General features: G+C 65.8%; 27 protein-coding genes, 1 tRNA gene and 1 pseudogene. 18 read left to right on the top strand and 11 right to left on the bottom strand.

The genetic code is table 11. The features are described 5' to 3' along the window. The first annotated feature begins 12 nt into the window (after positions 1–12). The 12 genes from HDC95_RS12630 to HDC95_RS12575 all read left to right on the top strand — a co-directional run bounded on the left by HDC95_RS12630 (position 13) and on the right by HDC95_RS12575 (position 10,425). Positions 13–210, top strand: coding sequence for a DUF4244 domain-containing protein (locus tag HDC95_RS12630; RefSeq protein WP_259063896.1), 198 nt, complete (start codon positions 13–15; stop codon positions 208–210). A 37-nt stretch (positions 211–247) separates the two neighbouring features. Continuing rightward, on the top strand, positions 248–589 hold the full coding sequence (locus HDC95_RS12625) for a TadE family type IV pilus minor pilin (RefSeq protein WP_259063895.1): 342 nt from the start codon (positions 248–250) through the stop codon (positions 587–589). Beyond that, positions 589–918, top strand: coding sequence for an Rv3654c family TadE-like protein (locus tag HDC95_RS12620; protein WP_259063894.1), 330 nt, complete (start codon positions 589–591; stop codon positions 916–918). The genes HDC95_RS12625 and HDC95_RS12620 overlap by 1 nt, the downstream gene beginning before the upstream one ends. Before the next feature lie 77 nt (positions 919–995). Next, entirely contained in the window at positions 996–3,797 is a 2,802-nt protein-coding gene (gene topA / locus HDC95_RS12615) for a type I DNA topoisomerase (protein WP_259063893.1), read from the top strand. Between the two features lie 6 nt (positions 3,798–3,803). Continuing rightward, the gene (gene tmk / locus HDC95_RS12610) at positions 3,804–4,430 is read left to right on the top strand and encodes a dTMP kinase (RefSeq protein ID WP_259063891.1); all 627 of its coding nucleotides are present in this window, start codon (positions 3,804–3,806) and stop codon (positions 4,428–4,430) included. 41 nt (positions 4,431–4,471) lie between these two features. Next, positions 4,472–5,632: a DNA polymerase III subunit delta' gene (locus HDC95_RS12605; RefSeq protein WP_259063889.1), complete on the top strand. Its 1,161-nt coding sequence runs from the start codon at positions 4,472–4,474 to the stop codon at positions 5,630–5,632. Next, the gene (locus HDC95_RS12600; RefSeq protein ID WP_259063887.1) at positions 5,629–7,200 is read left to right on the top strand and encodes an alpha/beta hydrolase; all 1,572 of its coding nucleotides are present in this window, start codon (positions 5,629–5,631) and stop codon (positions 7,198–7,200) included. The genes HDC95_RS12605 and HDC95_RS12600 overlap by 4 nt, the downstream gene beginning before the upstream one ends. Before the next feature lie 80 nt (positions 7,201–7,280). Then, a tRNA-Thr gene (locus HDC95_RS12595) sits at positions 7,281–7,356 on the top strand. 543 nt (positions 7,357–7,899) lie between these two features. Next, positions 7,900–8,499 carry an isochorismatase family protein gene (locus HDC95_RS12590; RefSeq protein ID WP_259063885.1) on the top strand — a complete coding sequence of 200 codons (600 nt, stop codon included), beginning with the start codon at positions 7,900–7,902 and terminating at the stop codon, positions 8,497–8,499. Further along, positions 8,496–9,035: a DUF1697 domain-containing protein gene (locus tag HDC95_RS12585; protein WP_259063882.1), complete on the top strand. Its 540-nt coding sequence runs from the start codon at positions 8,496–8,498 to the stop codon at positions 9,033–9,035. Before HDC95_RS12590 ends, HDC95_RS12585 begins: the two co-directional genes overlap by 4 nt. Next, a complete protein-coding gene (locus tag HDC95_RS12580; protein WP_259063880.1) occupies positions 9,032–9,700 on the top strand; it encodes a YigZ family protein in 669 nt (222 codons plus the stop codon). The genes HDC95_RS12585 and HDC95_RS12580 overlap by 4 nt, the downstream gene beginning before the upstream one ends. Positions 9,701–9,903: 203 nt before the next feature. Then, complete coding sequence (locus HDC95_RS12575) at positions 9,904–10,425, top strand: CGNR zinc finger domain-containing protein (protein WP_259063879.1); 522 nt, start codon at positions 9,904–9,906, stop codon at positions 10,423–10,425. A gap of 6 nt (positions 10,426–10,431) precedes the next feature. Here the strand turns inward: HDC95_RS12575 and HDC95_RS12570 are convergent, their stop codons facing one another. The 3 genes from HDC95_RS12570 to HDC95_RS12560 form a co-directional block, all read right to left on the bottom strand. Then, on the bottom strand, positions 10,432–10,980 hold the full coding sequence (locus HDC95_RS12570; protein ID WP_259063877.1) for a type 1 glutamine amidotransferase domain-containing protein: 549 nt from the start codon (positions 10,978–10,980) through the stop codon (positions 10,432–10,434). 102 nt (positions 10,981–11,082) lie between these two features. Continuing rightward, positions 11,083–11,427 (bottom strand): hypothetical protein, encoded by a 345-nt coding sequence (locus HDC95_RS12565; protein WP_259063876.1) that lies wholly within the window; start codon positions 11,425–11,427, stop codon positions 11,083–11,085. A gap of 638 nt (positions 11,428–12,065) precedes the next feature. Then, the gene (locus tag HDC95_RS12560; protein WP_259063875.1) at positions 12,066–12,722 is read right to left on the bottom strand and encodes a fasciclin domain-containing protein; all 657 of its coding nucleotides are present in this window, start codon (positions 12,720–12,722) and stop codon (positions 12,066–12,068) included. 171 nt (positions 12,723–12,893) lie between these two features. On the opposite strand from HDC95_RS12560, the gene sigK reads away from it, so the two are divergent. From sigK to HDC95_RS12540, 4 genes are all read left to right on the top strand, one after another. Beyond that, a complete protein-coding gene (gene sigK / locus HDC95_RS12555; RefSeq protein WP_259063874.1) occupies positions 12,894–13,481 on the top strand; it encodes an ECF RNA polymerase sigma factor SigK in 588 nt (195 codons plus the stop codon). Further along, positions 13,478–14,239, top strand: coding sequence for an anti-sigma factor (locus HDC95_RS12550; protein WP_259063873.1), 762 nt, complete (start codon positions 13,478–13,480; stop codon positions 14,237–14,239). Before sigK ends, HDC95_RS12550 begins: the two co-directional genes overlap by 4 nt. 19 nt (positions 14,240–14,258) lie before the next feature. After that, positions 14,259–14,888 carry a DNA-directed RNA polymerase subunit beta gene (locus HDC95_RS12545; RefSeq protein ID WP_259063872.1) on the top strand — a complete coding sequence of 210 codons (630 nt, stop codon included), beginning with the start codon at positions 14,259–14,261 and terminating at the stop codon, positions 14,886–14,888. Positions 14,889–15,078: 190 nt separating this feature from the next. Next, a complete protein-coding gene (locus HDC95_RS12540) occupies positions 15,079–15,963 on the top strand; it encodes an aminodeoxychorismate lyase (protein ID WP_259063871.1) in 885 nt (294 codons plus the stop codon). 61 nt (positions 15,964–16,024) lie between these two features. Here the strand turns inward: HDC95_RS12540 and HDC95_RS16920 are convergent. From HDC95_RS16920 to HDC95_RS12505, 8 genes and pseudogenes are all read right to left on the bottom strand, one after another. Then, positions 16,025–16,183: pseudogene (locus tag HDC95_RS16920) on the bottom strand (DUF559 domain-containing protein); the annotation flags it as partial. A 615-nt stretch (positions 16,184–16,798) separates the two neighbouring features. Continuing rightward, positions 16,799–17,578 carry a phosphate ABC transporter ATP-binding protein PstB gene (gene pstB / locus HDC95_RS12535; RefSeq protein ID WP_259063870.1) on the bottom strand — a complete coding sequence of 260 codons (780 nt, stop codon included), beginning with the start codon at positions 17,576–17,578 and terminating at the stop codon, positions 16,799–16,801. 40 nt (positions 17,579–17,618) lie between these two features. After that, complete coding sequence (gene pstA / locus HDC95_RS12530; protein ID WP_259063869.1) at positions 17,619–18,710, bottom strand: phosphate ABC transporter permease PstA; 1,092 nt, start codon at positions 18,708–18,710, stop codon at positions 17,619–17,621. A gap of 1 nt (position 18,711) precedes the next feature. After that, the gene (gene pstC, locus HDC95_RS12525; protein ID WP_259063964.1) at positions 18,712–19,680 is read right to left on the bottom strand and encodes a phosphate ABC transporter permease subunit PstC; all 969 of its coding nucleotides are present in this window, start codon (positions 19,678–19,680) and stop codon (positions 18,712–18,714) included. Between the two features lie 137 nt (positions 19,681–19,817). Further along, on the bottom strand, positions 19,818–20,921 hold the full coding sequence (pstS, locus tag HDC95_RS12520) for a phosphate ABC transporter substrate-binding protein PstS (RefSeq protein ID WP_259063868.1): 1,104 nt from the start codon (positions 20,919–20,921) through the stop codon (positions 19,818–19,820). A gap of 142 nt (positions 20,922–21,063) precedes the next feature. Beyond that, positions 21,064–22,035 (bottom strand): NUDIX hydrolase, encoded by a 972-nt coding sequence (locus HDC95_RS12515; protein WP_259063867.1) that lies wholly within the window; start codon positions 22,033–22,035, stop codon positions 21,064–21,066. Then, positions 22,032–24,197: an RNA degradosome polyphosphate kinase gene (locus HDC95_RS12510; protein WP_259063866.1), complete on the bottom strand. Its 2,166-nt coding sequence runs from the start codon at positions 24,195–24,197 to the stop codon at positions 22,032–22,034. Before HDC95_RS12510 ends, HDC95_RS12515 begins: the two co-directional genes overlap by 4 nt. A 92-nt stretch (positions 24,198–24,289) precedes the next feature. Then, positions 24,290–24,973, bottom strand: coding sequence for a response regulator transcription factor (locus HDC95_RS12505; protein WP_259063865.1), 684 nt, complete (start codon positions 24,971–24,973; stop codon positions 24,290–24,292). 156 nt (positions 24,974–25,129) lie between these two features. On the opposite strand from HDC95_RS12505, the gene HDC95_RS12500 reads away from it, so the two are divergent. Together HDC95_RS12500 and HDC95_RS12495 are read left to right on the top strand one after the other, a co-directional pair. Continuing rightward, positions 25,130–25,420, top strand: a complete 291-nt coding sequence (locus tag HDC95_RS12500; protein WP_259063864.1) for a hypothetical protein — start codon at positions 25,130–25,132, stop codon at positions 25,418–25,420. A gap of 168 nt (positions 25,421–25,588) precedes the next feature. Then, complete coding sequence (locus HDC95_RS12495; RefSeq protein ID WP_259063863.1) at positions 25,589–26,191, top strand: FABP family protein; 603 nt, start codon at positions 25,589–25,591, stop codon at positions 26,189–26,191.

The raw sequence follows: 26,191 nt of genomic DNA, 5'->3' as shown, positions 1-26,191 counted from the left end.
AAGAAGGAACACATGAACTCCATCCCGACCCTCACCAGACGCCGCGCGGCGTCGCTCTTCACCGACGAGTCCGGCGCTGCCACCGCCGAGTACGCCATCACGACGATGGCGGCCGTGGCGTTCGCAGGACTGCTCGTCGTCATCATGCGCTCGGACGAGGTGCGCGGCATCCTGACCGATCTCGTGCGTCGTGCGCTCACGGTCTCTTAGCCGACGCGCATGCCGTGATGCGAGCGACGAGCTCGTCGTGAAGACGACCGACGCCGAGCGCGGATCCGTCGCCGCCGAGCTCGCGCTCGCGCTTCCGGCAGTCCTGCTCACGCTGATGCTGGGAGCGGGCGCACTCGGCGCCGGCGCACGGCAGGTGTCTCTTCAAGATGCGGTGGCTGACGCAGCACGACTGCTGGGGCGGGGCGAGAGCAACGCGATCGCGTATGCGGCGGTGACGACATCCGTGAGCGATGCGGAGGTTTCGAGCGAACTACGCGGTGACCTCAGCTGCGTCAGCGCTCGGGCGGACATGGTGATCGGACGCTTGATCCGCTTCCCCTTGACCGCGTCCAGCTGCGCACTCAGCGGAGGTCTGTGATGGCAGGCAGCGCGCTCGCCGCCGGTGTGCTGACGGTCGCGGCATCGCTGTCGCTGGGGCTTGCGGCCGTCGGCGGTGCGGCGGTCACGGCGCAGCGTGCTGCCGGGGCGGCGGATGCTGCCGCACTCGCGGCCGCAGACGCGTCGTCCGGCGCGATCGTCACCGGAGAGGAGCCCTGTGCGCTCGCGGCCCGGGTCGCCGCGGCATCCCGAGCGACGCTCGTGTCGTGCGTGTTGGACGGTCTTGTGGCGACCGTGCAGGTCGAGTCGGCGTACGCTGGTCTTGCTGCCGTCTCCCGCGCCCGTGCCGGGCCACCCGAGGGATTCTGACGGTCTCACCCACGGCTCCGCTGTGAATGCACCACGACAGTGGTGTGTATGGTGTGCTTCGAAGAAAGGACGCACCCTTGGCTGAAGGCAAGAAGCTCGTCATCGTCGAGTCTCCGACGAAGATGAGGTCGATTCAGGGGTACCTCGGTGATGACTACGAGGTGCTCAGCTCTGTCGGCCATATTCGCGACCTCGCTGACAAGAAGGACATCCCCGCTGCCGACAAGGCCGCGTACGGGAAGTACTCGATCGACATCGACAACGGGTTCGACCCGTACTACGTCGTGTCCGATCGCAAGACGAAGACCGTCGCCGAACTCAAGCGCGCGCTGAAGAATGCCGGCGAGCTCCTGCTCGCCACTGATGAGGACCGCGAAGGCGAGGCGATCGCCTGGCACCTGCTGGAAACGCTGAAGCCGAAGGTGCCCGTCAAGCGCATGGTGTTCCACGAGATCACCAAGGACGCGATCCAAGCGGCCATCGGCAACACCCGCGAGCTCGACCTCGCACTCGTCGATGCCCAGGAGACCCGCCGCATCCTCGATCGCCTGTACGGCTGGGACATCTCGCCGGTGCTCTGGTACAAGGTCAAGACGGGGCTTTCCGCCGGGCGCGTGCAGTCTGCCGCCACCCGCATGATCGTAGAGCGGGAGCGCGAGCGCATGGCGTTCGTCTCCGCCGACTACTGGGACGTCGAAGCATCCGCCTCAGCCACAGGCACTGCCTTCAAGGTGCGCCTGGTTCGCGTCGACGGCGGCCAGCTCGCCCGAGGCACCGACTTCGACGACAACGGAAAGCTCAAGAAGGCCGTCATCGTCCTTGACGAGAAGAAGGCTCTCGCCCTCGCACACGCTGTCGACGCCACCGGTGCCGGCACCGTCACCAAGGTCGAGGCCAAGCCCGGCACTCGCAGTCCGTACGCCCCGTTCACCACCTCCACGCTGCAGCAGGAGGCAGGACGCAAGCTCTCGATGAGCGCGAAGCAGGCGATGAGCGTCGCCCAGCGCCTGTATGAGAAGGGCTTCATCACCTATATGCGAACGGACTCCGTCGCCCTCAGCACCCAGGCGGTGCAGGCGGCACGGAGCCAGGCTGTCGCGCTCTACGGCGACAAGGCTGTGCCGCTCAAGCCCCGCGTGTACAAGTCCAAGAGCAAGAACGCGCAGGAGGCCCACGAGGCGATCCGGCCGTCGGGCGAGAACTTCCGCAAGCCGGCGTCGGTCTCCGGCGAGCTCGACCGCGAAGAACTGCGCCTCTACGACCTCATCTGGAAGCGCACGGTCGCCAGCCAGATGGCCGACGCGAAGTACGAGACCACGACGGTCACGCTCGCCGTGCAGGCCGCCGGCCAGGTCGCCGAGTTCACGGCATCCGGCACCGTCTACACCTTCAAGGGCTTCCTCGAGGCCTACGAGGAGGGCCGGGACGAAAAGCGCGGCGATTCCGACGCTGATTCGAATCAGTCGCTGCCTGCCGTCACCGTCGGCGATGAGCTGGGGATGTCGGATGCCGAGGCGAAAGGCCACAAGACCACACCGAAGCCGCGCTTCACCGAGGCCTCGCTGGTCAAGGCGCTGGAGGAGCACGGCATCGGCCGCCCTTCGACGTTCGCCAGCATCATCGGCACCGTGATCGACCGCGGTTACGCCACCAAGCGCGGTCAGGCGCTCGTACCGACCTGGATGGCGTTCAGCGTCGTGCGGCTGCTCGAGGAGCACTTCGCCGACCTGATCGACTACGACTTCACTGCCGCCCTCGAAGACGACCTCGACGCGATCGCCAGGGGCGAGCAGAAGCGTGTCGAATGGCTGAAATCGTTCTACTTCGGCACCGAGGCACAGGTGGGTCTGCGCCAGGTCGTCGACAATCTCGGCGAGATCGACGCCCGCGCGCTCAACTCCACACCCATCACCGACACCGCCACGCTGCGCTTCGGCAAGTACGGACCATATCTCGAGGTCATCGACCCCGCGAAACCCGAAGAGCGCGGCCGGATCGTCAACGTTCCGGAAGACCTCGCTCCCGACGAGCTGACCGCGGCCAAGGCGCAGGAACTCATCGATGCACCTGTCGCCGGCGACCGCGTTCTCGGGGAGAACCCGGAGAACGGCCGGGTCATCGTCGTGAAGGACGGTCGCTACGGCCCCTACGTGCAGGAGAACCTGCCGGAGGAGGACGTCGCGATCGATGAGGCCACCGGTGAGGTCGTTGACAAGCCGAAGAAGAAGACGGCCAAGAAAGACGCGCCGAAGCCGCGCACGGCATCGCTCTTCCGCTCGATGTCCGTGGAAGACATCGACATCGACACCGCGCTGACGCTGCTGAGCCTGCCGCGCGTCGTCGGCAACGATCCCGAGACCGGCGACGAGATCACCGCGCAGAACGGTCGTTACGGCCCGTACCTGAAGAAGGGCACCGATTCGCGCTCGCTCGAGAGCGAGCAGCAGATCTTCGATGTGACCCTCGACCAGGCGCTCGAGATCTATGCGCAGCCGAAGTACGGTGCGGGGTCTCGCCGTGCATCCAGCGCGCTCGCCGAGTTCGAGGCCGACCCTGTCAGCGGCAAGCCGATCCGGATCCGGGACGGACGCTTCGGCGCGTACGTCACGGACGGTGAGACGAACGTGACGATCCCGCGCGGGCAGAAGCCCGAGGACATCACTTTCGAGATCGCCGTGCAGATGCTCGCAGACAAGCGCGCGAAGGGCCCCGCTCCGAAGCGGGGCGCTGCGAAGAAGGCTCCGGCCAAGAAGGTGGCTGCGAAGAAGCCTGCTGCGAAGAAGCCGGCGGCGAAGACCGACGAGGAGAAGGCCGCTGCACGTTCGGCAGCGGCCAAGAAGGCCGCGGCGACGCGTGCCGCGAACGCGGCGAAGAAGTAGGCGCTGGTGAGTGCACGCTCAGGGGTGTGGATCACTCTCGAGGGTGGCGACGGTTCGGGAAAGACGACCCAGGCGGAGCTGCTGGAGAAGTGGCTGACGGATGCCGGGCACAACGTGCTGCGCACACGAGAGCCGGGCGGCAGTGAGGTCGGCCAGCTGATCCGCGACATCGTGCTGCATCACCGCGGTGATATCGCGCCACGCGCCGAGGCGCTGCTGTATGCGGCCGACCGCGCGCACCACGTGGCAACCGTCGTGCGGCCGGCTCTCGAGCGCGGCGAGATCGTGCTGCAGGACCGCTACCTGGACTCCTCTGTCGCCTACCAGGGCGCCGGACGCGTGCTCGATGCCGCCGAGGTGCGCGAACTGTCGTTGTGGGCCACCGAGGATGCGCTGCCCGACTTGACGCTGCTGCTCGATCTCGACCCCGCGACGGCGAGGACCCGCCTCGATTCCGCAGACAAGCCGTTCGATCGGCTGGAGTCCGAGAAGACCGAGTTCCACACCCGAGTGCGCGAGTCGTTCCTGACTCTCGCCGCCGCCGAGCCGGATCGCTTCCTGGTGCTGGATGCCGCGCAAGAACCTGAGATGATCGCCGCCGGCATCCGGACCCGCGTCGCCGCTCTCGTCTGAGCGCGCGGGGGTCCGTCGGATGCTCCGGTTAGGCTGAGTCCATGCCATCTGCCCCGACTCTCGCCCCGTTTCCGTGGACGGATGTCTGGGGACAGGATGACGCGGTGGAAGCGCTGCGCAGCGCGGCATCCGATCCTTCCGCTCTGTCGCACGCCTGGCTGATCACCGGCCCACCCGGTTCTGGGCGCTCCACCCTCGCCTACGCGTTCGCGGCGGCGCTGATCGCCGATAACCCTGACGACGAGCACACCATGCGACAGGTACTCGCGGGCACGCATCCCGACGTCACCGCGCTGCGCACCGACAAGGTCATCATCACGATCAAAGAAGCGAGATCTCTGGTGGAGCGTTCGTACTTCGCTCCGTCGGTCGGTCGCTACCGCGTCATCGTGGTCGAAGACGCAGACCGCATGGTCGAGCGCACCTCGAACGTGCTGCTGAAGGCCCTCGAGGAGCCACCAGAGAACACCGTCTGGATCCTCTGCGCACCGAGCGAGGCCGATCTGCTGCCGACGATCCGCTCTCGCGTGCGGCCTCTGCGACTGCGCGAACCGGACGTCGACGACGTCACCCGACTGATCATGCAGCGCACCGGCGCCGACGAGGTCACGGCAGAGCAGGCGGCCCGGCATTCTCAGCGACACATCGGCATGGCGCAGCGCCTCGCCACCGACGACGCGGCCCGGCACAGACGCGACACCACGCTGCGCTCCGTGCTCGGCGTTCGCGGCGTCGGCAGTGCGGTCGAGGTGGCAGGCCACATCATCCAGGCCGCGACAGATGACGCCAAGGCGCTGACGGCCGAGCGTGATGCGGCAGAGCGCGCGAGTCTGCTGCGCACGGTCGGCATCGCAGAAGGACAGGCAGTGCCGCCCGCGCTGCGCTCGCAGATCTCCGCGCTGGAAGACGACCAGAAGAAGCGTGCGACGCGCAGTCTGCGCGACGGCATCGATCGAGTGCTCACCGACCTGCAGTCGATGTTCCGCGACGTCGTCATGCTGCAGTACGGCCGCGGCGACGATCTCATCAACCGGGAATTGCGTGACGATCTGAGCGCCATGGCTCAGGCGTGGCCGGTGACACGTACGCTGGTTGTTCTTGATCACCTTGCCGAGACCAGGGAAGCACTGGAGCGCAACGTCGCTCCGACGCTCGCACTGGAGAGTTTGCTCGTGACTGTCGCGAGCGGGAGGAAACCGTGAAGACTCGACAGACTTCTCGCCCGCGACGCATCGTCGCGATCATCGCAGGTCTTGCCGCGGCATCCATGATGCTCAGCGGATGCCTGTACTCGCTCATCCCGGAAGGTGTCGAGCCGCGGCCGTCCACGACGAACGCGCCGGACACCGAGGGAGTCTCGGCCGATCTGCTGCCGTTCTACGAGCAGACGCTGGAGTGGACCGAGTGCGACGGGGGAGCGGCCGCGGGGTTCGACTGCGCGTATGTCACCGCTCCGCTGGACTGGGAGAACCCCTCGGACGGAAGCACCATGGAGCTCTCGATCGTCCGCCACCAGGCGACGGGCACGCCGATGGGCTCGCTGCTGACCAATCCAGGGGGCCCTGGCGGCAGCGGCCGTGATTTCATCCTCGACAGCCTCGACTATGCCGTCAGCGCAGATCTGATCGAGAGCTACGACGTGATCGGATTCGACCCGCGCGGCGTCGGTGACTCCACTGCTGTGCGATGCTTCGATGCCGCCAACATGGACAAATACCTCTACGACATCCCGACCGCCGCACGCGGCACCGATGCGTGGGAGGCAGAGCTCACCAAGGCCGACCAGGCGTTCGCAGATGCGTGTGAGGCGAACAGCGGGGGAATCCTGGAGTTCGTCACCACGGTGAACTCGGCGCGTGACATGGATCTGATCCGCGCCGTGCTCGGCGACACGCAGCTGAACTACCTGGGGTACTCCTACGGAACGTTCCTCGGAGCGACCTACGCCGAGCTGTATCCGGAGAAAGCCGGCCGACTCGTCCTCGACGGTGCGATCGACCCCGCTGTTCCGGGTCTTGAGGTCGGTGCGACTCAGGCCATCGGATTCGAAGCGGCGCTGCGCGCCTACATGCAACACTGCCTCGATTCCGGTTCATGTCCGTTCAACGGCACGGTCGATGAGGCGATGGCAGACCTCGGAGCGCTGCTTGCGAGTGCGGACCGCACGCCGCTCAAGAACGACGACGGGCGGATGCTCGGTGCCGATTCGCTGATGACCGCCATCATCGCTGCGCTCTACTCCGCCGACAGTTGGGACTTCCTCACTCAGGCGCTCGACGAAGCGTTGCAGGGCGACCCGTACAGCGCGTTCTACCTCGCGGACTTCTACAACGGCCGGGAGAACGGCACCTATCTCGACAATTCCACTGAGGCGTTCACTGCATACAACTGCATGGACTATCCGGTGGAAGAGGACCAGGCCGCGGAGGATGCCATGATGGCGAAGATCGAGGCCGGTGCGCCTACGATCGCTCCGTACTGGAGTGGTCCTGACACGTGCGAGGTGTGGCCGTATCCGCCCAGCGGCACGCGCGGCGAGATCCACGCCGAAGGGGCAGGACCCATCCTCGTGATCGGCACGACGAACGATCCGGCGACGCCGTACGAGTGGTCGGTGGCGCTTGCCGAGCAGCTCGAAGAGGGCGTGCTCATCACCCGCGTCGGCGAGGGGCACACCGGCTACAACAAGGGGAACATCTGCGTCGATGAGGCGGTCGACGCCTACTTCCTCGACGATGTCGTTCCTGAAGCCGACCTCGAATGCAGCTGATGTGACCGGGCGGAGGCGTCGGTTCGCGGTGGCGGCTTCGACAGGGTAATATCGTTGATCGTGCCGCTCTCGCAGCGCACGCCGCCTTAGCTCAGTCGGTAGAGCATTTCACTCGTAATGAAAAGGTCGTCAGTTCGATTCTGACAGGCGGCTCCATAACCCCCGGAGATCGATGAGATCCCCGGGGGTTTTCGCGTCTGCGAGGGTATAATTCCCTGTGACGACTGACGGGCGATGGTGCCTGTCGAACAGGGCGGGCGAGGCCCCCTCGGGTCTCGTCCACCTCGATTCACTGTCCCCGCGCAACCCGTCAGTCAATGTGATCTGACTGGTTGGAGGATGAGATGAGTGCGGCGAGCGAGCGCCGGTTCGAGTTGCGCAGAGTCACGGACACGGAGTGGCTGATTCTGGACCACCGGTACAGGGCGGATGACCCGCGTCGGCCTGTCGCGAGTGTCTACGCGCTGTCGGACACGGAAGTCGAAGTGAACTGGTTGCGGGACCTGCCGATGTCGTTGTCGTATCAGAGCCCATTCGACGTACTTGAGGACCTGCGGCGTCTGTACCGGAAGGACCGGTCGCGGCGACCGATTCCGATCCCCCACATGCCGCCACCGCGCATGGCTCGGGCATGATCTGCACCAGCCCGTCACGCGAACTCTCGCCCCGTCACATGCGAGCGCGGCGTACCCTCGAATCATGACCAGGGCACTACTCATCGTCGACGTGCAGAACGATTTCACCGAGGGTGGCGCGCTCGCAGTGGCGGGCGGGGACGCGGTGGCATCCGCAGTCACGTCGTATCTCGCAACCCACGCGGCCGACTACGACGTGATCGTGGCGTCTCGCGACTGGCACGACCCCGACAACGACAACGGCGGACACTTCGCAGATGAGCCCGATTTCGTGGACACCTGGCCCGCGCATTGTGTCGCAGGAACGGCCGGTGCCGAATACGACGAGCTGCTCGCGACGGATGCTGTCACTCACCATGTGCGCAAAGGTCAGGGTAAGCCCGCGTACTCGATGTTCGAGGGGGTCGCAGATGACGGCGCCAACATGGCTGCAGTACTCAGTGCGCGCAGTGTGCTCTCGGCGGACGTGGTCGGGCTCGCGACGGATCACTGCGTGCGTGCGACTGTGCTCGATGCGATCGCGCATGGTGTGCATGTCCGCGTGCTGACCGACCTCGTCGCGGGCGTCGGGGAGGAGTCCAGCAGCGCCGCACTGGCCGAGATGGCGCATGCGGGTGCGGCGCTGATCGAAAGCGCCCAGGCCGCTGACGGGCCCGACGCGTGAGTCGCAGCGTCCTGCTGCTGCGGGCCGTGAACGTCAGCGGTCGCAACCTCGTGCCGATGGCGCGACTGCGCGAGGTGCTGGCATCCGAGACCGATCTCCTCGGCATCTCCACGTACATCGCCAGCGGCAACATCGTCTGCGATGAACCTGCGGATGCTGTGGCATCCTGCGCACGCGTTCGCGAAGTGATCTCCGCGGAGTTCGGCGTCGACACGCCCGTGATCGCACGATCCCATTCCGAGCTCGTCGCCGCGCTCGACGCACAGCCGTTCGACGATGGCGTCGAGAAGATGGTGCATGCGATGTTCCTCGAGGGCGATCCGTCACCCGATGCGGTCACTGCGCTCGAAGAGCGGCTCGTGGATGGGGAGGAACTCGCGCTCATAGGAAGTGACCTCTGGATCAGATACAGCGAGCGTGGGGTGCAGGCCACGAAGCTCACGAAGGCAGCGCTGGACAAGGCGCTCGGCGTCGCAGGCACCGCGCGCAATCTGCGCACCGTCCGGAAGCTCGCCGAGCTCACGGCGGCGTCGTGACGCCTCGGTATCCGTCCACGATCGCCGTCCGCGTCAACCATGAGCTGGTGATCAAGAAGTCTCGCTTCATCGCGCACGTGTCACCGGTGGCGTCGCCGGCAGAAGCGGATGCTGTGATCGCGCAGGTGAAGCAACGTGCGTGGGATGCGCGGCACCATTGCTCGGCGCAGGTCACTGGTGACTTCGGAGATCGGGCGCGCTCGTCGGATGACGGAGAGCCTTCCGGCACTGCGGGGATGCCGATTCTCGAGGTGCTGCGCCGTCGAGGGCTGACCGACGTCGTGGCCGTGGTGACGCGGTACTTCGGTGGAATCAAGCTCGGCGCCGGTGGGCTGGTGCGGGCGTACTCGTCCGCGGTGTCAGAGGCGCTCGACCTCGCGATGATCGTCGATCGGCGCCTCCTCGTCGCGGCGACCGTCGCGGTCGATCACGCGGATGCCGGACGTTTCGACAATCTTCTCCGCGAATGGGTCCGCCGCCATGGCGCGACGCTCGCCGACCCGGTCTACGACGCGAAGGCGGAGTTCGAGGTGTGGTTGCCACCGTCGGAGGTGCCGATGCTGTCAGCCGAGCTGGCCAGCGTGTCCAGCGGTGCGGTGCGGGCCGTCGTCAGCGGGGCTGAGCGGCTTGTCGGCGTACCGAGACCGGCGCCGCCTCGCGGCTGAGCGCTTGTGGGGACTCGTGGAGTGATTGCTGGACGTCGACGCGCCGGACGCCGCATTCCGAGCAGCGCACGTAGAGCAGCAGGCCGTCGCTCGTCACATGTCGAGACTCGATGATCCACCCATGTTCGTGTGTCGGAGCGTCATGCAGGGGGCTGGATGCGGTTGCCGTGGAGGTCATGCCTCCAGCGTGCTGTAATGGCGTTATGCATCTCAACCCTTACGGCGAGTATGCCGTGCTACTCGCTGCATCTCTCGCGAACAACTGGCCCGCCGATCGCCCCGGCATCGTCCACCGCACGCGCGATGCCGGAATGACGATGAATTTCGCCCACGGGACGGATGACCACGCAGCGTGTCGAGCGGTGGTCGACGACTGGCTGCGCATCGTCGACAGCGATCGCGACGAGGACCGCGCTGCGATGCTCAATCTGCAGATGGAGTCGGTCGCCGCGTACCCGCGCCTGGTCGATCACAACGGCGAAGGGTGGCATCTGCACTATCGCGACAGCAACGACGCGTTGCCGTTCGTGCTGCGCGCCGTGATCAGCGTCGGCACCTCGCTGCACCTCGTGACGCGCGGCATGAGCAGGCTGCGTCGGTGCGGAGCTGAGCCCTGCACGAACGTCGTCGTCGATGTGACCCGCAACGGGCGGCAGCGCTACTGCTCGGTGCGGTGCGCGAATCGGGCCGCGGTCAGGCGGCACCGTTCACGTACGGCTTCCTGACCGTGCTCAGGCGGTCTGCCCCGAGTGCGGCCCCTCGCCGATCTCCTCGATGACCTTGGCGTTGAAGGCGGGGAGGTCATCCGGAGTGCGGCTCGAGACCAGGCCCTGATCGACCACGACCTCCTCATCCACCCAGGCGGCGCCAGCGTTGCGAAGATCAGTCGCGAGGCTGGGATAGCTGGTGAGGGTGCGTCCCGCGACGACGCCGGCCTCGATGAGGATCCAGGCGCCGTGGCAGATCACGCCGACCGGCTTGTGCTGTTCGAAGAACGAGCGGGCGAACGTGATCGAGGCCTTGTCCAGCCGCAGGTGATCGGCGTTCACGACGCCGCCTGGCAGGACCAGGGCATCGAAATCCTCGGCTGATGCGTCTGCAGCGGTGAGTTCGACGGTCTGGACGTGTCCGTTCTTCCCGGTGATCTCCGAGCCGTCGGGGGCGATCATCATGGCGCTCGCGCCCGCACCGGTCACAGCATCCCAAGGGCTGGTGAGTTCACTGTCCTCGAATCCGTTCGTTGCCAGGAAAGCGACGCGACTGTCTGTGAGGTTGGCCATCATTGAGTCCTTTCGCGGTGAGGTAGGTCCCGAATGGGATGCTTCGACTCTCTCGCTGAGGATGGATGCCGTGAAGGGGGTGGTCGATGGAGTCGAGCAGTGCTAAAGGTCGTGAGCAACTGCGTCGCCGTATGCGGATGACGCCAGGGCACGATCTGCGGCCGCAGCGGACCGCCAGTTCTTCCCCATGCGCTCGTATGTCACGACGGCGTGACAGTTGCGGCAGCGCACGTCGCATTTGCTGATCTCGTCCTCGATGACCGACAGGCCGAAGCCATTTCGCACGAGTTGCATCACGCCATCGCGCTTGTCGGATTCCGGCCGGTGATCGAAGTCGAGAACGCGGATGTCTGAAGCTCCGCAGTCCACACATGGATGGTTGCTCAGATACTTCGTGATGAACGCGATGCTCGCGGACTTCTGCGCGATCGTCCGTTCGCGGATCACGGATATGTGATGCGCCCGATGCAGCTGATAGTACTTCCGCGATGATGCCCGATTGCATTCCCGGCAGACTTCCTGACGACCGTCTGCGCGGGAGGACTTTCGATTGAACTCGGCCAACGGCTTGACCTTCTGACAGGTGCCGCACATCTTCATGCCGTCACCATAACGCCGAGGTCAGACGTCAGATTGCGGTGGGCCCCATGGGGCTCGAACCCATGACCCGCGGATTAACATACCACTTCGACTTTCGCCGCCGCCCGTAGGACGTTCGTGGTCTGGACTGTCCCTTCACCTTGGCTTTCGCTGTAGGCGCCACCCGTCCAGTCTCTACACCTTCCGGACTTGCGTCCGGCTTGGCTCGGGATTGCCAACTGGTCTCCCAGTAAGGGTTCCCCGACTTTGAGTGGTGTCATCCTCGAGGTTTCCCTCGAGGCGCTCCTATTATGTTGAAGTCCGATGCTCTGCCAACTGAGCTAGAGGCCCGCGTGCCTAGTCTAGCGGGCCTCGGGTCGTGGGCGAATTCGGCGGAGGATCTGCCCGGCAGAAGCTGTGGGGACAGAACGCGGTCGCCGGCGACACTGCTTCGCCGGCGACCGCGTCGCCCCTGATCCGGCTCCCGAAGACCAGGAGGATCAGCCTCACGCAGCCGGGGGCATGAGGACCGAGTCGATCAGGTACACGGTCGCGTTCGCGGTCTGAACTCCTCCGCAGATCACGTTGGCGTCGTTGACCATCCACTCGTCGCCGCTGCCGGTGACCTCGAGATCGGCGCCCTGCACTGTGGTGTGCATGCCGCCGATGTCTTCGGGTGCGATCTGGCCAGGAACCACGTGATAGGTGAGGATCGACGACAAGGTGGCCGAGTCGGTCTTCAGAGCCTCGATGGTGGCGGGATCGATCATGGCGAATGCGTCATCGACTGGCGCGAAGACGGTGAACTCGTCGCCGTTGAGCGTGTCGACCAGGTCGACATCCGGGTTGAGCTGTCCGCTCACGGCGGCGGCGAGCGTCGTCAGCAGCGGGTTGTTGGATGCCGCAACTGCCACAGGATCCTGCGACATTCCGTCGATCGAGCCGCCGCCGTCCGGCACTGCCTCGGCGTACGCCTCGCAGCCGGGTCCGACGAGGTTCGCTGCCGGATCCATCGTCTCCGGCGCCTCCTCGGACGTCTCAGGCGCGGTGGGCTCCGCGGGCTCTTCGGCCGTGTCGGAGCTCATCGAACAACCCGACAGCACGAGAACGCTGACGAAGCCGAGTGAAAGAGCTGCTGTGATCTTCTTCTTGGTGCTGAACATGTCTACCTCCGGGAATCGGAACCGCGGCGTTCCCGCGGTGTCGAGGATTCTTCGGAGCCCTTCCCGGATCGGATGGGAGCGGATCGGAAATTCATTCGGAGGCGGAGTGGATCGTGCGCCGCTGGGCGAGGGAACGGGACGGGACGCGCGCGATACGGCATGCTTATAGGGATGGTCATCGACGGTGTGGATATGCCGGAGGACGGCTCGGCGGGAGACCTCGCCGCCGACCTCCTCGTCCGCGTCGCCGACGGAGATCAGAGAGCCTTCGCCGATCTGTACGATCTGCTCTCCTCCCGGGTCTTCGGACTGATCCTGCGAGTGCTGGTCAATCGGTCGCAGAGTGAGGAAGTGCTCCAGGAGGTCTTTCTGGAGGTGTGGCAATCCGCCGGACGATTCGCTCCGAACAAGGGGCAGGGCAGGACGTGGATTCTCACCGTCGCTCACCGCAGGGCGGTCGATCGAGTGCGCGCGTCGCAGTCCAGCGCTGACCGCGATGTGCGAGTCGGGATGCGCGATCTCGGCGTCTCGCACGACAGCGTCGCCGAACAGGTCGAACTGAGCATCGAGGGAGGCAAGGTCGTCACGGCCCTCGCGACGCTCCCCGAACCGCAACGGGAGGCTTTGGTCCTGTCGTACTACGGGGGGTACAGCCAGAGCGAGATCGCAGTGCTGATCGGGGCACCGTTGGGAACGATCAAGACGAGGATGAGAGATGGACTCTCACGTCTGCGAAGCGAGATGGGGGTGAACGCATGAACGAGAACGAATTCGCGGAGTTGGCGGCAGGGCACGCCCTGCACGCGCTCTCGGATGCCGATGAGCAGCTCTTTGCGGACGCCCTCGCCGCCCACCCGGAATGGCAGGCGATCGCGGACGACGACGTCGAGACCGCGCACCTGCTCGCCGACGCTTCGTCGACCGCGGCACCGCCCGCGAACATTCGCGCCGCGCTGCTCGCGCAGATCGCCACGACGCCTCAGAGCGATGATGCTGTCGCAGCCCGTCCGGTCGAGAACGCAGAGGTCGAAGTCGACGCGCCCTTCCTGCGTCCGCCCCGTCGATGGGGGCGCGCGCTCTTCGGCCTCGCGGCTGGCCTCGTGCTCCTCGTCGGTCTGGGCTTCGGCGTCGTTGCTCTCACGTCCCAGCTGACGACACCGGCATCCGTAGTCGCTCTGAATGAGATCCAGTCGGCCGCAGACGCGCGGACGGCGTCAGCGGAGTTGGAATCCGGCGCCGTCGCCACGGCGCACTGGTCAGCATCGGTGGGGAGTGCGGTCCTCGTCGCGGACGGGCTCGAGCCGCTCGGTGACGATCAGACCTATGAGCTCTGGTTCGTGCGCGGCGATGAGCCGGTGCCTGCCGGCCTGTTCGAGGCCGATGCCGGGGACGCCACCGCCCTGCTCGAAGGCGCCATGCACGAAGGTGACGTGATCGCCGTGACCGTGGAGCCGGCCGGCGGATCACCCACCGGGCAGCCGACGAGCGATCCGATCATCGCGATCCCGACCGCCTGAGCGCGAGTAGCCTGGACGGATGCCCGAGCAGTTCCACCGTCCCGTCCGCCGCCCGTCGGCGTCCTTCGACAACCTTGTCGGTTCCTCTGATTCCGCCGAGGTGACGAGCGTCGCTCATGCCACAGCATCCGCTCTGCTGACCCGCGCACGCGAAGACGCAACGGGGGAGAGCGCAGAGCGCCTGATCGCATTCACAGCCGAGCACGGTATTGACGACATAGCCGAGTTGTGGGCGACAGCCCCGGCCGTCTCGCTCCCCGGGGCGCTCTGGCGCCTGTATCTGCTGCAGCTGGCGATCCACAGCGATCCGCAGACATCAGCGCTCCTCTATGAACGAGGTCGCGTCGAACTGACCTCGGCGGATGCGGTCGTCGCCGGCGCGCCGGTACCGGCGAACCCCGAGGAGATCGTGGCGCTGATCGACACGATCCTCCGTGGCGTGTTCCGCGGCGACTTCGCGGTCGCACTCGAGCGCGCGGCCGCGTTCTGCCGTGTGCAGGTATCCGGCGCAACACACACCGCAGACGACTATGAGAAGACCGAACCGGAGCGCGCCACGGGACTCACCACTCGTGCCCGTCGGCTTCACACCTACGCGGGCGATCTGAGTGCGGCAGCCGGTCTCTGGCGCAGCGGCGGACTCAGCTGAGGACATCCGTGCTGGCCGGCCGGCGAAAGGCCTTGAGACGTGGAAAGACCGGGCCGCAAGAACGCCTCTCGGCGGAAGGCCGCTCGTAGCGGCAATATTTGGAGCCCGGGGTTATGCGGCCCGGCCTGTCCATTGTAACGTCCAGACCCTGAAGGTATTCCCTCCTGCGTCGTGGTCGTAGAGTCGTTGCATGACCCGGCGATTCGCTCTGATCATCGATCCCATAGGCGCCTCCGAGGAGCGCGCCGACTACGCCGACACGTTCACCGTCGTGGATGCCGCGGCCCCGGCGCTCAGCGTGGGGGAGCTCAGCACCCAGCGCGGCGACGGCGTGTTCGAATCGATCGGGGTGATCGACGGCCACGCTCAGGAGGTGATCCCGCATCTGGAGCGACTGGCGAACTCTGCAGGGCTGTGTGATCTTCCTGTGCCGCATCTCGAACAGTGGCGTCAGGCAGTCGCGGTCGCGGCGTCGGAGTGCCCGGCGGGGGAGGCTGTGATCAAGCTGATATTGAGTCGTGGCGTCGAGCACGGGCCCACTCCGACCGCCTGGGTGACGGCGGCACCGGCATCCGATTTCTCGACCGTCCGTGAGGCGGGCGTCAAGGTCGTGACCCTCGACCGCGGATACGGTCTCGATGCCGCAGAACGGGCTCCCTGGCTGCTGCTCGGGGCGAAGACGCTGTCGTACGCCGTGAACATGGCCGCGTTGCGCGAGGCGCACCGCAGGGGAGCGGATGATGCGATCTTCCTCTCCAGCGATGGATTCGTGCTCGAGGCACCGACAGCGTCGCTCATCCTCCGATCAGGCGACCGCTTCATCACTCCGGCGCCCACTGGTGGCATCCTGCACGGCACGACTCAGCTCAGCGTGTACGAACATCTGACTGCTCGGGGCTTCGATGTCGGGTACGACCGCATCCCCGCATCCGATCTATCACGTGCCGATGCCGCCTGGCTGGTCTCGAGCGTCCGTCTGGCCGTTCCGATAACGGCAATCGACGGTGCCGAGATCCCCGTCGACCACCCCCTGACGTCGGAACTGAACCGGTACCTCCTGTCACCCCGCGACTGATCGGCTCACCGCACTCGGTGCGTGCCCCCCGTGCTTCTCTTCCCATCGGAAAACGGGGAGTCTCGAAGCCGAGAGCCGCCGCCGCGGCATCGCGGGCGAGGTCTTTGGCCCGTCCCCTCTCACGTTCGTGATTCTCGCGCCCGTCCGCTTCGACGATCAGGCGGTCGCCGATGACGAAATCGACTTCGCCCACGGTGTTGATGCCGATCTGGCAGCGCATCGTGACGCCGACGCGATGCATCCTCAGTCGGAAGAGCGATTCGAGGCCGCTGTCGGCGTCGGAGCGCGCGAAGTCGATGAGCCAGCGTCGTCGCCGTGGAAGGCGACTCCACAGCCAGGTGATGCCGGCGGGCGAGATCTTGTGAAGTCGAAGTGCGGACTCGAACGCTGCGAGGAATGTGTCTTCGTCGGCGCAGACCGCGATCTGCAGAAGCACGTTGTGCGCCGGCGGCAGGATGCCGACCTCGACCCTGCCGTGGTCCCAGTGCACTCGGCATCCGGTGCAGTCGGACCGAGGCGTTCCTGCGTCGCCGAGCCAGATGTGCGTCTGCTCAGGGACCTCCAAGACCCATCTGCGGTGCGCGCCATGCGTCCGAGAGCGCGCAGCGCGGCGGATGCGGTCGTGAACGACATGACCGAGATCCTGGCCGGTCGCCACCACAGCTCGTACGCCCGAAACCACGCTCCGTGTACTAGCCGGCCGATCGACATCCTGTGTAGGACGAGTCACCAACGGGAAAACCCAGACCAACTTCGTGTCGTGCGGTGCGTCGCGGTGCAACACTCCGGAGACACGCCAGATGGTCTGGGTTTTCCGTAGGGAGACGGGGCGGGCTCAGCCGAAGCGGCCCGAGACGTAGTCCTCAGTCGCCTGCACGGACGGCGTCGTGAAGATGGTCGCCGTCTCGTCGTACTCGATGAGCTTGCCGGGCTTGCCGGTGCCGGCGATGTTGAAGAACGCGGTCTTGTCCGAGACACGGCTCGCCTGCTGCATGTTGTGCGTGACGATGACGACCGTGTACTGGGTCTTGATCTCGGCGATGAGCTCTTCGATGGCGAAGGTCGAGATCGGGTCAAGGGCCGAGCAGGGCTCGTCCATCAGGATCACATCGGGGGAGACCGCAATGGCGCGAGCGATGCACAGACGCTGCTGCTGTCCGCCCGAGAGGCCGGAGCCCGGCTTCTCGAGGCGGTCCTTGACCTCGTTCCACAGGTTCGCGCCGCGCAGCGACTGCTCCACGAGAGCATCCTGGTCGCTCTTCGACATGCGCGTGTTGTTGAGCTTGACGCCCGCGAGCACGTTCTCCTTGATCGACATCGTGGGGAACGGGTTCGGGCGCTGGAACACCATGCCCACCTGACGGCGCACGAGCACCGGGTCGACGTTCGCGCCGTAGAGGTTCTTGCCGTCGATCAGCACTTCGCCTTCAACACGAGCGCGGGGGATGACCTCGTGCATGCGGTTGAGGGTTCGCAGGAAGGTCGACTTGCCGCATCCGGACGGGCCGATGAACGCCGTCACGGTGTTGGGCTTGATGTCGATGGTGACGCCCTCTACGGCGAGGAAGTCGCCGTAGTAGACGTTGAGGTCGTTTACTTCGATGCTCTTGGACATCTGAGAGATCCTTCTTCTTCAGTCGGGAAAGGGAGACGGCTCAGCGGCCGGTCATCTTGGGGGCGAACACCTTGGCGATCACGCGACCGGCAAGGTTGAGGACCATCACGATCAGGATGAGCGTGAGCGCGGACGCCCATGCACGGTCGATGTACGCGTCCGCGGGAAGCCCTGGATACTTGGCCTGCATATACGAGAACACCGGCAGCGTCGACATCTGGCCGCTGAACATGTTCAGGTTCATGCCCTGCACGATCCCGACCGTGAGCAGCAGCGGCGCCGTCTCGCCGATGACGCGTGCGATGGCGAGCATGATGCTGGTGACGATGCCGGCGATGGCCGTCGGCATGACGACCTTGATGATCGTCAGCCACTTCGGCACACCGAGCGCGTACGCGGCTTCACGCAGCTCGTTCGGCACGATGCGCAGGAGCTCCTCTGAACCGCGTACGACGACGGGGATCATGAGCACGGACAGCGCCAGAGAACCCATGATGCCGATACGCGTGCCCGGTCCCATGATGAGCGCGAACACCGAGTAGATGAACAGACCTGCGACGATCGACGGGATGCCGGTCATCACATCGACCAGGAACGTGATTCCGCGGGCCAGCTTCTTGCCCTCGCCGTACTCGACGAGGTAGATCGACGTCATCAGGCCGATCGGCACCGAGATGATCGTCGCTCCGAGCGTGATGAGCAGGGTGCCCCAGATCGCGTGGACGGCTCCGCCGCCCTCGCCGACGATGTTGCGCATCGAGAAGCTGAAGAACTCGCCGTCGAACCGTGCAAGGCCGTTGATGACCACCGTGTAGAGGAGTGAGACGAGGGGGAGCAGCGCGACGACGAACGCCGCGGACACGAGGGCTGTCATCAGGCGGTCGTTCGCGTGGCGTCGGCTCTCGGCAACGGTAGAGATCACGAAGATGAGCGCCATGTAGAAGATCATCCCGACGACCAGTGTCAGGGCGATGTTGAAGTCGGCCGGGTCGCCACCGGCGTTGGCGAAGGCGAAGATCGTGCCCGCGATCGCGAAGCAGACCGCGAGAAGGGCCCATGGAGCCCACTTGGGCAGGTGGCCCGCACTAGTCGTGTGCGTGGTGGGGGCGATGGCGGTAGCGGTGGCGGTCATGTCAGTTGGCTCCCGAGAACTCGGCACGACGCGACACGATCCAGCGTGCGACGAAGTTGACCGCGAAGGTCACGATGAAGAGGATCAGACCGGCCGCGATGAGGGTGTTGACGCCCTGATCGTGGGCCTCGGGGAACCTCAGCGCGATGATCGCCGGGATCGTCGTGGGGTTCTCCGGGTTCAGCAGGTTGAACGTGACGATGCCGAGCGGCGAGAGCACGAGCGTGACCGCCATCGTCTCGCCGAGCGCGCGGCCGAGGCCGAGCATCGCGCCGGACACGATGCCGCTGCGCGCGAAGGGGAGCACGGCCATCTGCACCATCTCCCAGCGCGTCGCACCGAGGGCGAGCGCGGCCTCCTCGTGCAGCTTGGGCGTCTGCAGGAAGATCTCGCGGCAGATCGCTGTCATGATCGGCAGGATCATGACAGCGAGCACGAGGGATGCGGTGAGGATGGTCTTACCGGTTCCGGACGGCGTGCCGCCGAAGATCGGGATCCAACCGAGGTTGGTGTTGAGCCACTTGTAGAACGGCACGAGCATCGGGGCGAACGTGAGCGCGCCCCAGAGGCCGAAGACGACCGAGGGCACGGCCGCGAGCAGATCGATGATGTAGCCCAGCAGCCCGGCGAGCCTGCGCGGTGCGTAGTGCGAGATGAACAGCGCGATGCCGATCGCGATCGGGGCCGCGATGACGAGAGCGATCAGGCTCGACCAGAGAGTGCCGAAGACGAACGGCCACACCCATGTGATGAACGACTGACCTTCGAGGATGTGGTTGTCGGACGTGTCTGGTGCGAAGGCCGGGATGGACTGCACGACCAGGAAGACAGCGACCGCGGCCAACGTGACGAGGATGATGATGCCGGCGCTGAGGGCGGTGCCGGAGAAGATGCGATCTCCGGGGCGGAGCACGGCCTTCGGCGACACGGGTGAACCGGTGCTCTCGGTGTCCGTCGTGGTGGTGGTCATCTGCGCGGCTCCACGGGTGTTCGGAGGGATGTTGCTGGGTGTGTTCATGCGTCTGCCCCCGCGGCGCTGGTTCGATCCATTCGACCAGTGCCGCGGGGGCGTCTGCACGGCTCTCAGCTCAGGACTGAGGGACCGTTCTACTCAACGACGATCGCGTCGATCGCGGCGGTTACCTTCTCGCGGAGGTCATCCGAGATGGGGGCGCTACCCGCAGCCTCAGCGGCGACGTCCTGGCCCTCGGGCGAAGCGACGTACTCGAAGTACGACTTGACCAGGGCGGCGACCTCGGCGTCTTCGTAGTCGACGCAGCCGATGAGGTACGACACGAGGGCGATCGGGTACGAGCCGGCGGGAGCTGCAGCCGGGTCGACCGCGAATGCGAGGTCGTGAGCCGAACGGCCCTCTTCGAGCGGCGAAGCGGCGACCAGCGCGGAGGCGGCCTCAGCCGAGTACGGCACGTACTCGCCTTCGACCTCGACGGCGACCTGTCCGAGGTCAGCAGCCTGCGAAGCGTCCGCGAATCCGATGTAGCCGACGCCGTTGGTGATCGCACTGACGACACCCGAGGTGCCATCAGCAGCCTCGCCCGTCGACAGCGGCCACTCGTCGCTGGCCTCGTTCGTCCACACGTCGGGCGCGACAGCCTCGAGGTAGCTGGTGAACGTCTCCTGCGTGCCCGATGCGTCGGCGCGGTGCACCGGCACGATCGCCTGGTCGGGAAGCTCAGCATCCGGGTTCTGGCCGGCGATCGCCGCATCGTTCCAGTTGGTGATGGTGCCGGCGAAGATGCCGGCGATCGTCGCACCATCGAGGTTCAGCGTGTCGATGCCCTCGAGGTTGAACGCGACGGCGACCGGCGAGATGTAGACAGGGATCTCGACGATCTCGTCGGAGGTGCAGGAGCCGAAGCCGCCGGCGGCGATCTCCTCGGCGTTGAATGCGCGGTCGGAGCCGATGAAGTTCGACGATCCGGCGAGGAAGTTCTCGCGGCCGGTGCCGGAGCCCGTCGCGGTGTAGTTCACCGTCGTGTCGGGGTTCGCGGTCTGGAAGGCGGCGACCCAGGCCTGCTGGGCTGCTTCCTGCGAGGAGGCGCCGGTGGCCTCGACGGAGCCGGAGAGAGTCGACGTGGACGGCTCTTCAGAGCCCTCGGGCGTTCCGCCTTCGTTCGCGGCACAGCCGGCGAGGACGAGAACTGCTGCGGCGCCGACGGCGCCGATGCGAGCGATTCGGGAGATCTTCACTGTGGATCCTTCGATCGTTGAATGGTTGAGGCCCGGTGCAGGGCACACAGTGACGCTATGCGCGGCGGTTAACGAGACTGACCCGCGTTGGTAAACAGAAGGTGAACGACTGGCAACCCCTTGGGGCGGGCTTCTGCGACGACTACACCTTGGGAACGTGCGTCTCGATCGAGATGATTCCGGACCCCGGGTTCGTCGCTGACAGATGAGCGACGGAGAAAGCGGCGACTTCGAGTGCGGAGGCACTGCCGAGATACGAGCCCTGCATCGTGCCGGTCGCAAGGGCGATCTCGCTGAGGATGTCGGGCAGCACGGGGCCGTGGCTGCAGATGACAGCCGGCTTGCGGGCGCGCACGCGCTTTCCGATCACCGCTCGCACGTCGGATCGCCCTTCCTCCCAGGCATCCTGGCTGATCAGTTCCGTCTCGACCGGCTTGCGGTCCAGGGCCTTCGCGAGTGGGGCCACTGTCTGCGCGCAGCGCACGGCATCGCTGGTGACGATCTTGCGTACTCCGAACGCGCGCAGTGGGGCGACGATCGCCTTGGCCTGCTTTCGACCGCGATCGGTGAGGATGCGCGATGCGTCCGAGCCGTCCCAGTCCGAGCGCGAGACGGCCTTCGCGTGCCGGAGTGCGATGATCGGGAAGGTGTGCAGCACGCCGTCGTCGACGAGACGCTCGAATTCGTCGAGGATCTCCAGGTCGACCGGATAACTGAGGCGCCCCCGCGCCTTCTTCGTGCTCACCCACTCGATGGCGGCGATCTCGTTGTTGGGCACGAACGTCGAGTCTCGGATGGCCTCTTCGGTGGCCTCCGCGGCCCAGTAATGCACCACCTTCTGTCGTTTGGGGCGCATGAAATATCGGCTCACGCCGACAGGGACTCCCAGATCGACCCGGATGCCGGTCTCCTCATGCACTTCGCGCACCGCGGTCTGCGCGAGCATCTCGCCCGGGTCGACCTTGCCCTTCGGCAGGGTCACATCGCGATACTTCGTGCGATGGATCAGCAGGATGCAGAGCTTGCCTTCGACGAGGCGCCACACCACGGCGCCGGCGGCGTATACCGCCTTGTCCGACGTGACAACCTCACGCACATACGCCATCGCTGTCATCGCACCGTGCGCGTACGCCGACGTCGTCGGATCTGGCTCATGGTCTTATCCTGCAGGTCGATGAGCGGATTTCCCTCGGCATCTGCGGAGTGGCGAGTCCAGACGCCTTCCTCTCCCAGGTGCCAGGAGATCGTGGTGTCGTCCATCGCGAGGTCGAAGAACGCCAGCAGCTCTTTCACATGTGCGGGGTCGGTGACGCGCACCAGCGCCTCGACGCGACGGTCGAGGTTGCGGTGCATCATGTCGGCGCTGCCGATGTGCACCTGCGGATCGCCGTCGTTCTCGAACGCGAATATCCGGGAATGCTCCAGGTATCGTCCCAGAATGCTGCGCACGGTGATGTTGTCGCTGATCCCTGGCAGGTCGACCTTGATGCTGCAGATGCCGCGCACCCAGATGTCGACCTTCACCCCTGCCTGGCTCGCCCGGTAGAGCGCATCGATGATCTCCTCATCGACCATCGAGTTGACCTTTATGCGGATATGGGCTGACTTGCCGGCTTCCGCGTTCTTGCGCTCGTTGTCGATCTGCCGCAGCAGCCCCTTTCGCAGGTGCAGCGGTGCGACGAGGAGGCGCTTGAACTTCTTCTCGATCGCATATCCGCTGAGCTCGTTGAAGAGGCGGGTGAGGTCTTTACCGACCTGTGCGTCGGCCGTGAAGAGGCCGAAGTCCTCGTAGACGCGGCTCGTCTTCGGGTTGTAGTTGCCGGTGCCGACATGCGAGTAGTGCCTCAGCATCCCGTCTTCCTCGCGGATGACGAGCGCGAGCTTGCAATGCGTCTTCAGGCCGACCAGACCGTACACGACGTGCACGCCGGCCTTCTCGAGCTTGCGGGCCCAGACAATGTTGTTCGCCTCGTCGAAGCGGGCCTTCACCTCGACAAGGGCCAGCACCTGCTTGCCGGCCTCAGCCGCGTCGATCAGCGCCTGCACGACCGGGCTGTCACCTGACGTGCGGTACAGCGTCTGCTTGATCGCGAGCACATCAGGGTCACGAGCGGCCTGTTCGAGGAAGGCTTGCACGCTGGTCGCGAACGACTCGTACGGGTGGTGCACCAGCACGTCGCCCTTGCGGATGGCGGCGAAGATGTCGGCGCGACTGTTCGAACCTGTCGGCTGGAAGGGCACGGCCGTCGTCGGCAGATGCGGCGGGTAGCGCAGGTCGGGGCGGTTGACGCGCGAGAGCGAGAAGAGGCCACGCAGATCGAGCGGACTCGGCAGGCGGTAGACCTCCTGGTCGGTGATGTCGAGCTCCTTGATCAGAAGATCGAGGGTCACCTCATCCATGTCGTCGGCGATCTCAAGACGGATAGGCGGGCCGAACCGGCGGCGGAGCAGCTCGGCCTCGAGTGCCTGAATGAGATTCTCGCTTTCGTCCTCCTCGATCTCCACATCCTCGTTGCGGGTGAGGCGGAACGCGTGATGATCGAGCACCTCCATCCCGGGGAAGAGGTCGCCGAGGTGGTTCGAGATCAGGTCTTCGAGGGGGAGATACCGGGCGATCTCACTTCCGCCGGGCACCTCGACGAGGCGAGGGAGCATGGGCGGGACCTTGAGGCGCGCGAACTCCTGTCGTCCCGTGCGTGCATTGCGGATGCGGATCGCGAGGTTCAGCGAAAGGCCGGAGATGTAGGGGAACGGGTGCGCGGGATCGACGGCGAGCGGCATGAGCACTGGGAAGACATGCAGCTGGAAGTACTCCGTGAGCGCGGAACGCTCTGCCTCGGTGAGGAGGCCCCACTCGGTGATCTCGATGCCGGATTCCGCCAGAGCGGGGCGCACCAGCTCGGTCCATGCGGCGGCGTGGCGCAACTGGAGGGCATGGGCTTCGCGGGAGATGTCGGCGAGTACGTCGGAGGGGGAGCGGCCGACGTTCGTCGGCACCGCGAGGCCGGTGACGATGCGCCGCTTGAGCCCTGCGACGCGGACCATGAAGAACTCGTCGAGGTTGCTCGCGAAGATCGCCAGGAAGTTCGCGCGCTCCAACTCGGGAAGCGAGGCATCTTCGGCGAGCTCGAGTACGCGCTGGTTGAAGGCCAGCCAGCTGACCTCGCGGTCGTGGTAGCGATGGTCGGGCAGCAGGGAGTCCGGAGATTCGATGGCGTCGAAGTCATCGTCTTCGGCATCACCGAGCCCAGCGTCGGCGAGCGCGGAATCGATCATGGACTACATCTTGGCACCGCCAGATGACACGTGCGTGAACAAGACCGATCCGTGTCACTGCGCGGTCGCGGTGACACGGCAATGCCTCGGCGTCACCGTGAGGCGGCGAGCTGATCCTCGTCATACACGTTGAAGCGGTAGCCGACATTGCGCACCGTGCCGATGATCTGCTCCTGGTCGCCGAGCTTGGCGCGCAGGCGCCGCACGTGCACGTCCACTGTTCGCGTGCCGCCGAAGTAGTCATAGCCCCACACCTCGCTGAGCAGCTGCTCCCGGGTGAACACGCGCGAAGGATGCGTCGCGAGGAAGTGCAGCAACTGGAACTCCTTGTAGGTGAGATCCAGCGCCCTCCCGTGCAGCTTGGCGGAATACGACTGCTCGTCGATCGTGACTCCTGATGCCTGCACTCTGGCAGGCTCAGCGGTGGCCTCGCCGCGGGCGATCGCCAGTCGGATGCGGGCATCGGTCTCGGCCGGCCCCGCGTTCGTCAACAGCACATCGTCGATGCCCCAGTCGCCCGAGACCGCGCTCATCCCGCCTTCTGTGACGACGAGCAGAAGCGGTGCGTCCTGTCCGGTCGTGCGAAGCAGTTTGCACAGCGACTTGGCGGCGGAGAGGTCGTGCCTCCCGTCGACGATGACGATGTCGCTCTCGGGGGCGCTGACGAGCTGAGCAGGTTCCGCGGGGATCTGGCGCACACGGTGGCTCAGCAGTTCGAGGGCGGGCAGTACCCGCTCCGAAGTGGGAGCAGAGGTCAGAACCAGGAGCAGTGCCACGCGCTTTCCTTCCGGGCTGCGGGAACCGTCGCCCTGAACGGCGATCGGGTACGACGCCGTGCGCCCCATGATACTCAGCGATTCAGATGGTGATCACACGCAACGGCGGAACTGCCGTCGAATGCGTAACAATGTCGAATGCGTAACAATGGGGACATGTCCGAACCTGCTCTCGCGCCGCGCAGTCCGCTGGGGGGCGTCGTGATCGTGTGGGGCGCCGCCCTGATCGCGGCGATCTGCATCGGTATCTTCGTGCCGATGCAGTGGCGGGTGCAGTGGCTGATCGTCGGCTTCGGCGGTGCGGTGCTGCTCTCGTTCGCCCTGCAGCTCTGGTACGGGCAGACGAAGGGCTTCATCTTCCGGACCGCGGTGAGCGTGACCGGTGCACTCCTGCTGCTCGGAGTCGTCTCCGCCGGGTTCGCGCTGGCGGCCCTGGTTCCTGCCTGATCCGCTCGCCGAGAGCACTGATCCCAGGGGTAGAGTGGGGATCATGGACCTCATCGCACTCGAACTCTTCTTCATCGGTCTGCTGGGCCTTGCGAGTCTTGCGATCGCCTTCGTGTCCGGCACCGTGCTGTGGAATCTGTTCCGCGGTCAGCGCTGAACCGAGCATCCATGCGTGAGCTTCCCACCGACCTTCCGGCCGATCTCGCGCCACTGAGCTGGCTCATCGGCGTCTGGGAGGGCACCGGTGTCATCGAGTACACCACCGAAGGTCACCGCTTCGAGGGCGAGTTCACTCATCGAGTCAGCTTCAGCCACGACGGCACCGGTCACCTGAACTACGCCGCAACCGGCTGGATGCCGAGCGCCGAGGGCGAGCCGTCCATCGTGCTGGTCGCCGAGACCGGATTCTGGCGACTCGCCCGTCCCGCCACCGCCGCGGACGCAGGGCCGGGGCTGCTGCCGCCTTCCGAGAGTGCGGCTGCCCGCACCGTCGACGACGTCGAACTGCTGCGTGCCGCGTCCGGCGGCTTCCCGCTCGAGGTCTCGATCGCGCACTCGGACGGCATGCTCGAGCTGTATCTGGGTGAGATCAACGGCCCTCGCATCGACATCGCGACGGATGCGATCGTGCGCGGTGCGGGAAGCAAGGACTATCGGGCGGCGAGCCGCATGTACGGCCTCGTGGACGGCCACCTGCTGTGGGCGTGGGACATCGCGGCTCTCGGCGCTGAGCTCGGCTCGCACGCTTCGGCCCGTCTGGCGAAGGTCTGA

This window comes from Microbacterium sp. AK031 (assembly GCF_024807145.1).
Lineage (GTDB): Bacteria > Actinomycetota > Actinomycetes > Actinomycetales > Microbacteriaceae > Microbacterium.
The sequence above is the reverse complement of the archived record's forward strand: the minus strand, read 5'-3'. Positions and strand labels throughout refer to the sequence as shown.